9 protein-coding genes are annotated in these 13,551 nt (G+C 42.9%); 3 read left to right on the top strand and 6 right to left on the bottom strand.

Going from position 1 to position 13,551, the window contains the following annotated elements; translation table 11 throughout:
* Positions 1 to 9: 9 nt before the first annotated feature.
* The gene (locus tag AAAT26_RS06765; RefSeq protein WP_118091249.1) at positions 10 to 990 is read right to left on the bottom strand and encodes a molybdopterin-binding protein; all 981 of its coding nucleotides are present in this window, start codon (positions 988 to 990) and stop codon (positions 10 to 12) included.
* A gap of 84 nt (positions 991 to 1,074) precedes the next feature.
* The gene (crcB, locus tag AAAT26_RS06770; RefSeq protein ID WP_004694851.1) at positions 1,075 to 1,455 is read right to left on the bottom strand and encodes a fluoride efflux transporter CrcB; all 381 of its coding nucleotides are present in this window, start codon (positions 1,453 to 1,455) and stop codon (positions 1,075 to 1,077) included.
* Positions 1,456 to 1,644: 189 nt separating this feature from the next.
* On the opposite strand from crcB, the gene AAAT26_RS06775 reads away from it, so the two are divergent.
* Positions 1,645 to 2,028, top strand: coding sequence for a helix-turn-helix domain-containing protein (locus tag AAAT26_RS06775; protein ID WP_024060888.1), 384 nt, complete (start codon positions 1,645 to 1,647; stop codon positions 2,026 to 2,028).
* 228 nt (positions 2,029 to 2,256) lie between these two features.
* Here the strand turns inward: AAAT26_RS06775 and AAAT26_RS06780 are convergent, their stop codons facing one another.
* Positions 2,257 to 2,964, bottom strand: coding sequence for a GntR family transcriptional regulator (locus tag AAAT26_RS06780; protein ID WP_004694848.1), 708 nt, complete (start codon positions 2,962 to 2,964; stop codon positions 2,257 to 2,259).
* Positions 2,965 to 3,172: 208 nt separating this feature from the next.
* Here AAAT26_RS06780 and AAAT26_RS06785 point away from each other — a divergent pair, with 208 nt between their 5' ends.
* Complete coding sequence (locus tag AAAT26_RS06785) at positions 3,173 to 4,114, top strand: diacylglycerol/lipid kinase family protein (protein ID WP_004694845.1); 942 nt, start codon at positions 3,173 to 3,175, stop codon at positions 4,112 to 4,114.
* A gap of 80 nt (positions 4,115 to 4,194) precedes the next feature.
* Here AAAT26_RS06785 and addA read toward each other — a convergent pair whose 3' ends face one another.
* Complete coding sequence (addA, locus tag AAAT26_RS06790) at positions 4,195 to 7,950, bottom strand: helicase-exonuclease AddAB subunit AddA (protein ID WP_349209022.1); 3,756 nt, start codon at positions 7,948 to 7,950, stop codon at positions 4,195 to 4,197.
* Positions 7,940 to 11,470 (bottom strand): PD-(D/E)XK nuclease family protein, encoded by a 3,531-nt coding sequence (locus tag AAAT26_RS06795; RefSeq protein WP_349209023.1) that lies wholly within the window; start codon positions 11,468 to 11,470, stop codon positions 7,940 to 7,942. The genes addA and AAAT26_RS06795 overlap by 11 nt, the downstream gene beginning before the upstream one ends.
* Positions 11,471 to 11,821: 351 nt before the next feature.
* Between AAAT26_RS06795 and AAAT26_RS06800 the strand changes: the two genes are divergently transcribed.
* The gene (locus AAAT26_RS06800) at positions 11,822 to 12,814 is read left to right on the top strand and encodes a hypothetical protein (protein ID WP_004694840.1); all 993 of its coding nucleotides are present in this window, start codon (positions 11,822 to 11,824) and stop codon (positions 12,812 to 12,814) included.
* A gap of 168 nt (positions 12,815 to 12,982) precedes the next feature.
* On the opposite strand, the gene AAAT26_RS06805 is transcribed toward AAAT26_RS06800, so the two are convergent.
* Positions 12,983 to 13,525 carry an SGNH/GDSL hydrolase family protein gene (locus AAAT26_RS06805; protein ID WP_221741195.1) on the bottom strand — a complete coding sequence of 181 codons (543 nt, stop codon included), beginning with the start codon at positions 13,523 to 13,525 and terminating at the stop codon, positions 12,983 to 12,985.
* Positions 13,526 to 13,551 lie beyond the last annotated feature (26 nt).

The raw sequence follows: 13,551 nt of genomic DNA on the forward strand, positions 1-13,551 counted from the left end.
ACTAGCCTATTAGCCCAAGAATCCTCCATGACCCATAGCTATACAATCTTCTTTGGTGATTTCATCATCTGCGATGAGGCGTGGCACAATTTCATCAAAAGCAGTCGGTTTGCTGAACAATACACCACCTGGTACACCAAGAATTGGTGTGCCATCTGCACAGTAAGCAATGCAAACCATGGACCCTGGTAACACAGGTAATCCATAGGTAACTACTCGATTTGCATAGCGTTTAATCGCTCCTGGAGTGAGATCATCTGGGTCAACGCTCATACCGCCAGTGCAGAAAATGATATCTGCGCCTGCTGCTTTCACCTTGTCGATAGCCGCCACGATATCGTCTGTATTATCCGTTACAATTTCGTGAGCTACCTTTATAACACCAAATTCAGCACAACGTTCTTCAATGATTGGTGTGAAAGCATCTTTAATACGACCTTCAAATACTTCAGAACCAGTCGTAACGATACCCATTGTTTTGCGCACGAACGGCTTTACATGTAACAAAGGCTTACCATCAGCAATTTTCTTTGCATCTTCTACTTGTTGTTCTTCTAACAACAATGGAATACAACGCATGCCTGCTAGTTTATCGCCTGCTTTCACAGGTGTATTATTAAATTTTGTTACAATGGTCAACTCACCAATGCTATTGATAGCATGTAATCGGTCTACATCAACCTTAAAAAGGCCATCTACATCCGCAATGGCTTCAATTTTACCTTGTGCCATAGGGCCATCGTGCATGTTTTCACCGCCTGCCATATGGTATAAAGCACGAGCTACATCCTCTTCATGCAAGAACCCCTCATCTTCCGGCTCCATTACAAATACATGTTCCTTGCCAAGATCCAAGAGTTTAGGAATATCCTCTTCTGTAATTACATGGCCACGGCGGAAGGGCGTGTCTTTCACCTCACCTATGACGATTCTTACGAGATCGTGTAATAATGTTTGCCCTACGGCATCTTGTGTTCTAATAGATTTCATAATATCTCCCAAGTCATTAATAACAAAATACGCTATTATATAACATCAAAATGTATTTAATACTATTATTCAATATTAATATGTTTACATAGTACAGAGTAGACGCACTATTAGCATACCAACCCAACAGAGAATTAGGCCCCCTATTACTTGTACCACACCGTACCATAACGCTTGTACATAGGATTCAGCCATCATAAGCTGTAGCATTTCAAAGGCAAAGGTTGAGAAGGTGGTAAATGCACCTAACCCACCTACAACGAGGAAGAATCTCGCCCATTGAGGTAGATCTGGCTTTTGCATATAAAGGCCTAAGACTAAACCGATAATGAGGCAACCAACGAGGTTTACTACTACCGTACCATACGGAAACGAGCTGACCTTTGTCATCACCCATTCACCGAGAGCCATACGGCATAAGGCCCCAGTGGCGCCACCGAGGGCAACGGCTATGTATTTTTCCATATTGCCTCCTCTACTCAAGATAACATACTAAATGGTATGATCACATTACTATAGCATACATGTAATACTACTTTCACAATTCGTGTAATTATCTGTAATAGCCGATAATTATCTAGTTTTCTATATTAGTCAGATACTAACAATCTCAGTATACTATATTTAGAGAGTAGGGAAAAGGAAGGAGTCCCTATGCACCCCTCGTCTACACCACTCACCAAACTGCGGATCAACACATACGAAGACCCGTTTTTACAACATCAATATGTTTGTTTAGGTCATAAAATTGCCATTATTCGCGTATCCCTAAATATGTCTCAGCAAGAGTTAGCTCGTCATATTGGTATCAGTCGTAGTTATTTAAGTAAATTAGAATGTGGTACAGGCATCTCTGGCATGTCTTTGGAAATTCTTTTTAAAATCGCCCAAGCCTTTCAAATCAACGTAGGTCAACTCGTAAGACTGCGTGTTGTAGATTATAAAAACTGTAATGCGCACCTAACATCACACTATAAACGACTAGAGCTTCTGAACCACACCAAAAGAACGTCTCGAAACAAAACAAGAACAAACTAATCCGATAGACTAAAAGAACAGTTAATTAAATACAACAAATGATAACTAATTTATATCAAGATGCTCTAAATACTCTAAATGAAAATTGAATTTACTATTCAAAATAACAATCAAAAAAGCTCCGTCAATGGCGGAGCTTTTCATATGTCATTATGCCTATTACATCAGCATCAGCATCAGCATCAGCATCAGCATCAGCATCAGCATCAGCATCAGCATCAGCAGACATTATACTTCATTAAGTTTTTTATGTTGTACTTCTGCATTTGCTTTTTTAAAGATAAATGCATTGTTGATATGCTGACGCATAGCTGTTTCTGCAGCTACTTCGTCGTGACGTTCAATAGCGTCTACGATTTGATCATGTTCATCATCACAGTCATGTGTACGTACAGCATTGAAAGAACTGATGTACATGTCGCGATTTACGCGTTCACGGAAACCTGCTAAATAATCTACAATGCGTTCATTGCCAGAGTAATGAGCAATCATTGTATGGAATCGGCTGTTTACATCAACACGTTCTGTGGCATCTTCAATTTCATGCATTTCTTTACAAAGGGTTCTTAGCTCTTGTACTTGCTCAGGTGTAGCATGACGAGCACATAATCTAGCACCAAGTCCTTCCATTACTTCACGAACTTGGTAAAGTGCTACGATTTCTTCTGGCGTGTCAGCTTTTACAGTAACACCTTTCCAAGGAACGATAACTACGAGATTATCTTTAGCCAATTTGCGGAATGCCTCACGCACAGGTGTAGCACTCACTTGTAATTGTTCTGCAATCTTTACTTCGTTAAGCTTCTCTTGAGGCATCAATTCGCCTGTTAAGATAGCTGTTTTTAATGTTAAATATACTTGTTCACTGAGAGGTAATCTTTCGATAGAATCCACTGCGGACAATTTGTATTTATCTTTTGAACTTTGTCTTCCCATTACTAGCCCCTAAACCTTACTAACCATTCATGCTTTCAGACTTTCAAAGAACGGTTAAAATGAGTATAATATAGTATACAACATATCTTAGACAGTATGTTGTGCGAAATTAAGTGCATACATTACAATTATAGAACTCATCATTAAGACTGTCAATTTAACTATAGATAATAGCTATATCTCATTTTTGAAAGTAAGGAAGTATACTATGAGCCGTTGTTTGATTATCATCAACCCTGTCTCAGGAGGCGGTGCAGCGCGCCGTTACGCCCTCGATTTACAATGGAAATTGAGTACCTTGTTCGAAACGATTGAGGTCAAATTCACCAGAGGTGAAGGCGATGCTACACGTTTCGCTAAGAACGCTTGTGAGCGCGGGTTTGATGCCGTATTCTGCATGGGTGGTGACGGCACTGTTAACGAAACCGTTAATGGTATTGCCCAAGGTGGATTCTCCTGTACCTTTGGGTTTATCCCCGTTGGTACAGTAAATGATATGTCTCGTGCGCTCGGTATTCCCCAAAATCCAACACAAGCTATCAGGCGTATCGATATCAATGAAACTCGAACCATTGATATCGGCCGTTGTAATGATCGGTATTTCTGCAATAACATTGCAGCTGGCGTTATTCCTAAAGTTGTAGATGAGGTTACACCAAAGGAAAAAAGCATACTCGGCCCTCTCGCGTATTTCTTGAGAGCAGGCCAAGCATTGTTCACTACAAAGGACTACACGTACCGCATCAAAACAGAGGACGACGATTTCATTTGCAAATCTCCTCTCGTTTTAGCCCTACTTACCAATGTAGTCTCTAGCTTTGAGCGTTTTATGCCACAAGCCTCAGTAGATGATGGTTATATGCGTATCATTATCTTCAAGGAATATTTTATCCTCGATATTCTCAGCGTATTACCACTCATTATCAGTGGTGCCATCTATAATTCTCGTTATACAACGACATTAACGGTGAAAAAAGCTCATATCGAACTTCTATCTGACGTCGATGATTTATCGACCAATATGGATGGTGATGCGGGTCCGGATATGCCTGTGGATATTGAAGTATTGCCACGCGTACTCAAAGTATTTGCACCTGCAAAACACAAAAAGAAAAAAGCCTTAAATCTGCCTAAACTACCACATATATAACAAGTAATTGGTAACACAAAAGCTCTCTATCAAAAGATAGAGAGCTTTTGTGTTTATTAGTTTATAAGAATCTATGTACATTAGTCCACGATGATTGCATCATGCAAGCGGAAGCTATAAATATAGCATGCTTTCACGGGCATCCCCGTCAATCGCTGCAAGGCCTCTTTATAGAGGTCCATTTGGATTTTATATCGTTTAATGAGTTCTTCTCCGGATGTAACGCGATCCGTTTTGTAATCTACGAGAACCCATTCGCCATCCTCCTCAAAGGCCGTATCAATAATACCTTGAAGGAACAGATTTTCCCCGTCCTCTAAGGTGTCGTATACGCGTTTTCCTTCAAAGAGCATGCTAAACGGCAACTCTCGCTCGATACGTTTTGCATTGATAAGGCGCTTACCAAGATCAGAGCTAAAAAATTTATACAAACTCGTATCGCTTAATAAATTCCGTTCTTCCTCTGTAAAAGTCCCATTCGCCACCAGTGCATCGAGTTCTTTCGTCAAAGAAGCTTGCGTATACGTCACAAGAGGTAGCCATTGCATAGCCTCATGCATCAAAGTCCCCCATTGAGCACCGGTTAATACATCATCTTCAGACTGTAATGCTTGTGGCTTTCGACCGAATACGGAGTTTGCTAGGTCATCTGCTGAAACTTCTACCGTTGCGATTGGTTCATTCAAAGTATCAATAGTTCCTGCTTCAAGTTCTCGTTCTTGGAATCGTCGTTTTAATTCACTGACAGAAATTTTTGCGGTTCGGCGAGTAGCATCATTGTACGGATAGCTATAGTTGAAGCGGTCCACGATTTCCTGCGGTAATTCTACGGAATTAACAGCTTTTAACTCACGCACCTTGTTGATGGTTGTCTCGTCGATATCCGCTTTGTAATCGAGATCACCATAAAGAGAGCCATCATGGATTTCAACCTTTAAACGGCACTGTTTATCCGGTAAATCAAAATAAGTTGGCCCTTCGTACTCAATGGCTACGCGCAATGGATTGCCACCATCTAAATGACGAGCAAAGCCCATAATCATCCAGTCTAGATAGGTATTAGCTTGTGTAATAATATCTGTCGGTAACTGTTGAGTTTCTACGGAAGCCGCATTTTTAATGAGCTCACCTATGGTGCTTAACACACCTTTAGAATTTTTAAAGCCTTTAATAAAGCCTGTCATGAACAGCTTATCTCGTGCCCGTGTCAAAGCAACATAGAGAATGCGCTGCTCCTCCGCCTTGAGGGCCGCTTCTTTTACGTCTTTCACATAAAACCAAGGCATGGTCGGGAAGGATACTCGAATATCTGGGAAATACCCTTTCAAACCAAGACCTGCATTTTTATCGATAAGAAGTTCTGAACGCAAGTCCATCATGTTGAATCGCTTTTGTACACCAGATAGGAATACTACAGGGAATTCAAGGCCCTTGCTCTTATGGATGGTCATGAGGCGCACCACATTATCCGCCTCGCTCACCACATTGGCAAGAGGCATATCTTGGTTGCTGTCGCGCAAGCTTTCCACAAAGCGCAAGAACCTAAAGAGCCCACGGAAGCCAGAGGCTTCATAGCCCTTGGCTCTATCGTATAAGGCGAGCACATTGGCACGGCGAACGAGGCCATTCGGCATAGCTCCCACATAATTTACATAGTCTTGAGATTCGTAAATATCCCACAACAAGTCGGTCACACCGTGACGACGCGATAAGGTGCGCCACCTTTCCATATGTCCAATAAAGGCCAATAAACGCTCATCTTGAACCTCTTCTGCATAGGCTGGCATAAGAGACCATAAGGAGCCCTCACCAGACAGACGCAATGCACCTAGTTCGTTGGCATCAAGGCCTACCAGGCCAGAATGCAATACGGCAGCCATCGGCAAATCTTGTTCAGGATTATCTATGATGGATAACAACGCCAATAAGAGTTGAATCTCTTGGGCTTCAAAGTAACCGTCTCGCTCGTTTACCACCGCAGGAATCCCCGCTTGCCGCATGGCTTCTACGGCACGGGTGCCCCAGCCCGCTAAGGATCTGCGCAAAATAGCAAAGTCTCGCCACTCGATTTGACGGAATGTGCCATCTGGATTTTGCACCTGCTTCTTAGCCGCATGGATTTCTTTGATTTTTTGAATGATAAAATCTAGCTCACGCTCGTTATTTTCAGGGTCATCCCCTTCATCTTCGTCACTTTCACTAGCACCAAGGGTATCCTTACTCACATCTAAAAGCTGTAATTCCACGTCACCACCGACCCAATCCTCTGGCGCATCCTCTACGATGCGGCCAGGAATGAGCGATTCAGCCTCTGTGTAATTGAGCTCTGCCGCTTCTTCCGTCATGATTTGATAGAACAAGAAATTCGTTGCAGCCAAGATATTTTCGTGAGTTCGGAAATTCTTCGCTAGGTCGATACGACGTTCTACCGCATCATTGCCGCCGTACGTATTATATTTCTCCATGAACAGAGAACTGTCGGCCATACGGAAGCTATAAATAGCCTGCTTCACATCCCCCACGTAGAACCTATTATCAATGCGAGAAATCAAGTTAATAATCGTCTCTTGCACGCCGTTCGTATCTTGGTATTCATCGACCATGATTTCTTTGAACGTATCTTGCAGTTCCTTCGCCACTTCAGATGGCTGAGGATCATCCTCTGTGCCAGGCTCAACGAGAAGGGCCAAGCATAAATGCTCAAGGTCGCTGAAATCCATGATGCCTTGCTCTTGTTTCATATCCCGATACGCTTGATGGAACGCAATTGTGAGCTCTACTAACCCTTCTATGATTGGATATTGAGCCTTGAACTGGTCTTGCAAGGTAGCTTCCGGAACGGTAAATATAGCGGCTTGCATAGCTTTAAGGTCATCTTTATTTTGACCACCCAAAGATTTAAACTCTGCCACCAATATAGGGTCATAGGCTTGCGCCTCTTTTGAGCCCATACGGAACTGATCCTTAATAAAGGTATCCATATGTTTACAAACTTCCCCCATGTCGTCCCAAGTTTGAGCCGCTGAAAGCATCCCCAGTGCAGCCCGTTGATTATCGTATATATTTTGCCATTTATGAGGCCCTGTCGGATCGAGCAAGATTTGTTCCATCCGCTCTAAGCGCTCTCGAATGCGATCGATGACAGCCATGTGATTAGACCACATATATTGACCCCACAATGTATCACTAGGGTTTATAGTCATCGCCTCTTTATAAGGCTCTAAGGCTTTTCTTAGCCATCCATCGGGATTAGCGAGGGACATGGCGTAGTTATACAGTGACATAATCTTCGCCGTTAAGCCTGCATCGGATTTATCATCGCTGAAGAAATCCGCTAGCTCATAGATATTATAAAGGCCCTCTTCATAGGATTTAGTTAATAAATCGGCTAATACCTCTTGTTGTAGCAATGCCATTTCTGCTTCATTGCCGATGCGCGCTGTCGGATTAATGTCGAGCTTATAGAAATAGGACCGGATTACCCATTGGCAAAAGGAGTGCAATGTAGAAATATGAGCCGAGGGCAACAGATTGAGCTGTCGTTCAAGGCGCGCTTGTAGTGCAGCATCATCTGTAGATTCCATGGCTTTAGCCAAGGCAAGGCCAATACGAGCGCTCATCTCTTGAGCTGCAGCCTTTGTGAAAGTTACAACCATGAGTTCTTGAACAGATAAGGGATTATCCATGTCCTTAAGACGCGTAATAATGCGTTCTACAAGAACCGCAGTCTTACCTGAACCGGCAGCGGCCGCAACAAGTAAGGTCTGATTATCTAAGGAGGAATCCTTAGGCGCTATAATAGCAGACTCCTGCTCTGGCGTCCATTTAACACCCATGGTCTTCACCTCCTTCGCTACTATTATTTCTGTCGTTACTGTTATTACCTTCGTTGCTATTATTTCTGTCGTTTAAGACCTCTTTCATCCGTTCTAATGCGTCATTCTCGGACAATCTAGACAAATAATTATATCGATTACGGCTAGAGTCAAAGCGACATACCGTTCTGTAATCGCAGAATGTGCAAGGTCTAAGGCCATTCAATTGATATGGCTTAATCGGGAACTGCCCTTTCCCAATGTGACGACCCGTCTCAGCCATCACGTGATTTGTATAGCGGCACATTACATCAAATTCACCTGTAGACTTAACCTTTCGCAAATCTCTGCTAGAAATGGTTTGATCTTTTTTCGTAGCAATCGGCACATAAGGCCCACGCTTAGATCCATAGGACAAGAACTTATTGTCAATATGCGTCAACAACTCTATATCATCGGAGAAGTACCCACTGTTTTGCCAAGCATCGCTTTCATTAGCCAACGAAACGGCCTCTTCATAAGATATAGGCGCATCAGCAGGGATTTTAGGGTTCTTCACGTAGGAGTAAACCACCGCCGCAGGGGACATAGATCCGCCATGTGTTTTACCATAAGCGGACTCCAAAGCCAACAGATAGGTCATGAGTTGCAGTTTAAGTCCATAATACACATCTTGGGCCGTCACATGAGCACCACCCGACTTGTAATCGATAACCATGCCATAGGTTTGATCATCCCGTGTATATTCGTCGATGCGGTCAATTTGACCGATGAGTCGCAAGTAACGGTCTTCACCAAGAGGGACCCGAATAGGATCCCAGCCACCTTGACGACCAAAGTCTTGCTCTAAATACTTCGTATCAAAATCGCTGCGCTTAGACCACTCTACGAGACGATCTACCGTCACATGTAATGTTCTCTGTACACGCTGCTCGATGGCCTTTTGGTAGGCATCACTCGTTTCTTCACCTAGCTGATTTTCTTGCAAGATTTCATCTGCCACAGTACGGCATAGATTTTCTTGTTCCTCTTCGTCAAGGTCACGCCATTGTTTGTTATTTTCTAATAGATAATTACCTAAGCGCTCTAAATTAGCATGTAAGAACGTACCGATTTCAGGAGCTCCAAAGGAACGCACTGGACGCGGTTCTAGCTTCAAACCATATTGAGCATAGAACTTAAACGGACATTGTTGGTATCGTTCAAGGCGCGTCACAGAACCAGACATGTAGCCTTTAGACAAGAATAGACCATTCACTAAATCCTGCGTAATGACAGGCACATCGTTGTTATCTCGAATACCACGTGACACCTCCGCTAAACGAGGACGATATGTTTCACTTTCACGAGCCCAGTTATAGAGTCCCCACCAAAGAGGATTGACCTCATAACCACTAAAGAGCGCCCCCCAACGCTCCGATAACAATGACAGACTTTGGAGCGGGCGCCACACGTAATCTGCCTCTGTATCAGGTGCAATGGAGAGCGGAATATCTACTACCTGATCTATGTACCCAAGAGATTCTAATCGTTTCACAACGAGGGATGGCTCAAGACCTGTTCCATCCTCACCAGAGCCCGCATAGGACAAGGTCAACGAATCAGACGCCCGTGTCATGGCGAGATATAATAGGAAATTCTCGTTGAAAGCCTTCGGCAAGGCCCCTTCTGCTAAGGTAATGCCTGCATCGGCCAATTCTTGACGCTCCTTATCCTTGATGAGACCTTCATCTCCCATACTTTGAGGGAATACGCCTTGGTTGAGGCCCATTACGAACAGCTTAGGCCACCACTGGCTGTAACCACGTTCGATAGTGGTGATCACCACATGATCTAAAGACGGCGGAATCATAGAGTAGTTTACATCGCTAAGGCCTTCTTCGAGGAGGAGCATCATCTCATCCAGAGTCAATATTTCATCCTTCATGACCATAGAAATTTCGTCTATAAAGGAAAGAACCGCATTATACATCTGTTCATGACTAGCTTTGGATTCTTGATCACCTATAGTTTCTGCGTCCTTCGCCCATTCATAGAGCCGCTCTGGCACTTGTAAGATTTCTAATAAACCATAAAGTTGTGTACCCCACTCAGCCCCTGTATGACCCTCCGCATTAGCAGCAAAGTCAAACCATGGAGATAATATATCCATAATGGTTTGTCTTGCTTTGTTAACACGTGCTCTGCGTGGTGCATCTACGTGGCTCTCTTCATCTTGCCCCTCATGAAAGCCTCGTAAGTACGGCCAGCTTTCACGTTCCCATTTATAATGGTCGATACCAAACTCGAGAACGTAGTTCTCTAACTCATCTACAGCCTCACGAGTAAGCGGCATCAAGTCCGTCTTGAGCAATAGAAACATGCTGTCCCGACTATAGTTATGACGCACGATATCAAAGAGAGCCGTCAATAGCTCACCTAATGGATGGTTTTTCATAGGCCGCTGACGGTCGATAAAGTGCGGGATGCCGTAGCGAGCAAAAATCTTTTCTAAAGTGTCACCATAGGTTTCAGACTCGCGGAGCATGATACATACATCTCGGTAACGAGCCTCTTCAGATGATTCTATATAGGCTAAAATACGACGAGCCACCGCATCGGCTTCGCGTTCCCTGTTATAGCCTCGAATAAGCGGAATCGTTGCATCTGTAGTATTTTTCTTACTAGGGCTAGCAAAGTAATTAGCCTCTAGCTCTTGAACGATTTGAGGGCCTCGTTTCCCATCAAAGCCAACCCAGTTGATACTAGAGCCATAACGAGCAACTAAGGTGTCGTAAATCTCTAAAGGGCGGCTGAAGAGATGCTCCCCTCGACGAGCTAAATTTAACGCCTTTGGGGCCATCGGTAAATCGATAGTAATAACGGCTTCCTTTGCCAAGTCAAACAAGGTATAAATCAGCTCGTAGTGTGTGGGCGTAAACCAATGAAAACCATCGATAAAGACGTGGCTATTCTCCATGAGAGGAGATTGTGGCAAAGCCTCTACGATTTCCATGATAGGATCGATGTCGCGCTCCCCATGACGACTGAGTTCCTCTTCATAAGCAGACATACAGATAGCTAGCTCGCGTAATTTCTTTTGTAATACATTATTTTTAACAGATTCTGCCCCTCGTTCTAGGTCAGCAGGGCCTGCACGAAAGGCGCGGAATTCAGAAAAGAGCTGTTGCAATACGGAGGAAAACTCAGGCCGCTTTGTAGCCTGTTCTAACAGCCCCAGTTCCTTTTGCTTTCGTTTCATTACAAGGCGCAACAACATAGACCGGCCAAAGCTTGATAAACTTGATTGACCAGCCCCTTTTGAGCCTATCGATTGATATACCTGATAACCCAAACGCCCAAAGCCTACGATACGAACTGTAGTAAAACCTTTTTCAGGCATAAATTCAGCTAGCTCTCGTTCTACCCGATAGGTGGCAGGTTCAGGAACAAGCAAAATTATTGGTTCTCCTGGACAATCTGTCATGACCTGACGGATGCGCTCATATACGGCACGTGTCTTGCCTGATCCAGCCCGTCCATAATAGACGCTAATACTCATGAGACCTCCCTAGTGAAACTTTCACCATCTCAATTGATGTAATTCACAAATGTATGTTGCTCATATCATTTAACGCATTAGATATAGCACTACACAAACTAATTGTAGCACTATACGAATTAGATATAGCATTAAACGAAGTTTTTCGATATAATAAATTACTATACTGATTATTATTATATAGTAATATGACATTCTATGGCTAATTGTACAATATTTGACTCATCTGATTATATTTATTTATAATTAAGATAATATTTTATATTTTATTTACAATTAGCATGAATTCCTATATAATACAAGTTAGTATCTGTGTTATTTGTAAAATCATGTATTTAGGAGTAAATTATTATGAACAAAAAACATTTAGCAACTGCTTTTGCAGTATTTGCAGCGACAACAATGTCTTTCTCTGCTTTTGCTGCAACTATCGATGCTAATGCACGCGCTTATGAACGTGCTTCAGCAGAGCAATATTCTTATCCGGCACCACAAGCGGCTACGCCAGCTTACCAAACTAGTTATGCCACAAGTGCACCGCGCCCTGGTTACAAACCATTGCCAGCAGTGCCTTATACAGCAGGCGATATGGCTCAACAAATGCCTGTATCTAAAGAATTAGGTGATCCAATCTTTGTGGCACCACAAACAACAGCTGTAGGTCTTCAAATCATGGATCCTATCCCTACTGAAGCCCAACCTGTATACCAAGAAACTGTAAACTCCGTAACAGCTAATGGCAACGGCAGTTCCTACGTTTCTCGCTACAAAGCTAACCAATTGAATGCGTTTGACTTATTGTTAAATGGCAAAACTTACACTTATGACTTGCCTGCATACACTAATGGCTACCAAGTAAAAACTGCTAGCTCTTACAACCGTGCTGGTAACGGTGTTGCGAATGTATTCTCTACAAACGTAATCACTGAAGCAGTTGTAAATAACAACTCTTTGCGCATCACTGTAAACATGACTCAACCAACAGCTGTAGCAGCTGCTAAATTGCGTTCCATGCAACAATCTGGTCAAGTAGCAAGTGGTGAAGTAGCTGCATTGTTCGCTTACAATGAAAGCTATGATGGTGTAAAACAAGCAGCTCATTACGATATCTTCAACAACAACGGTCGTTACATTGTTGTTAAATCCGGTGCTGTAACTGTACCAAATGGTGCGCAACACCCTTACGCAACTGCATTATTCGCAGTAACTGAAGACACTGTAGCAGCTGTAACCGTATCTGGCAACACTGCTGAAGCTTCTGATTTAGTAAAAGGCACTGCATACGCAATTGCACAATCTGCTAAGGTGTCCAATAACAAAGTATCTACTAAATCTAAAAAATAATTCGTTACGAATTTAATTTTATCTGGTGAAAGCCCCCAACTTTCGCTAGCACAAAAGACTATAAATCACTAACTCCCCCAATGAGGCAACTCATTAGGGGAGTTTTTATGTTCTTTATATTACGTTGTATTATAATCCCGTTCCAGTTCTATTATAGCCCCGTTATAATCACGTAAAGACCTCTAATGCCTTATACGCCATTAATCGATAACCACGCTCGTTGGGATGAACCTCTCCGGCAAAGACAATTTGTCCAATTTGATCTGCTTCAAACAAGGTAGTATAGAAATCTATAACTTTAATATTATGCGCCTCTGCGTAAGCTTTTAGCTGTTCATTAACCTCTCGTACAACCAGATCCAATCCGTCCATATCGCTATCAATTTGAGTTTCTAAACCGATGATTACCGTCCCTTTTGTACTAGCAAGCTCAATAGCTTTCACCAAAGTCTTGTACACATAGGTACTATCTCGACCTTGTAAAATATCGTTAGTGCCACACATCAAGAAAATATGACGTGTTGGATCGGATACAGCAGTAACCGCCCAATTTTCAATATTATAAATCATACCCTGTACGGAGCAGCCATCTTCACCGTAGTTTGTAAAATTAACACCCTCTATGGATGCATCACAGATTTCGACCCAACCGCGTCCATAGGGCACATCATAGCCACGCGTAATGCTATCGCCAAAACAGATGATTTCCATCTTCACCCCTCCCTCCTGTACTATGA

It is taken from the genome of Veillonella parvula (assembly GCF_040094895.1).
Classification (GTDB): Bacteria; Bacillota; Negativicutes; order Veillonellales; family Veillonellaceae; genus Veillonella; species Veillonella parvula_L.

Coding starts and splice junctions, on each gene's coding strand:
- crcB (WP_004694851.1), bottom strand. CDS start 1,455: ATGGAAAAATACATAGCCGTTGCCCTCGGTGGCGCCACTGGGGCCTTA.
- AAAT26_RS06785 (WP_004694845.1), top strand. CDS start 3,173: ATGAGCCGTTGTTTGATTATCATCAACCCTGTCTCAGGAGGCGGTGCA.
- AAAT26_RS06795 (WP_349209023.1), bottom strand. CDS start 11,470: ATGAGTATTAGCGTCTATTATGGACGGGCTGGATCAGGCAAGACACGT.
- addA (WP_349209022.1), bottom strand. CDS start 7,950: ATGGGTGTTAAATGGACGCCAGAGCAGGAGTCTGCTATTATAGCGCCT.
- AAAT26_RS06765 (WP_118091249.1), bottom strand. CDS start 990: ATGAAATCTATTAGAACACAAGATGCCGTAGGGCAAACATTATTACAC.
- AAAT26_RS06800 (WP_004694840.1), top strand. CDS start 11,822: ATGAACAAAAAACATTTAGCAACTGCTTTTGCAGTATTTGCAGCGACA.
- AAAT26_RS06805 (WP_221741195.1), bottom strand. CDS start 13,525: ATGGAAATCATCTGTTTTGGCGATAGCATTACGCGTGGCTATGATGTG.
- AAAT26_RS06775 (WP_024060888.1), top strand. CDS start 1,645: ATGCACCCCTCGTCTACACCACTCACCAAACTGCGGATCAACACATAC.
- AAAT26_RS06780 (WP_004694848.1), bottom strand. CDS start 2,964: ATGGGAAGACAAAGTTCAAAAGATAAATACAAATTGTCCGCAGTGGAT.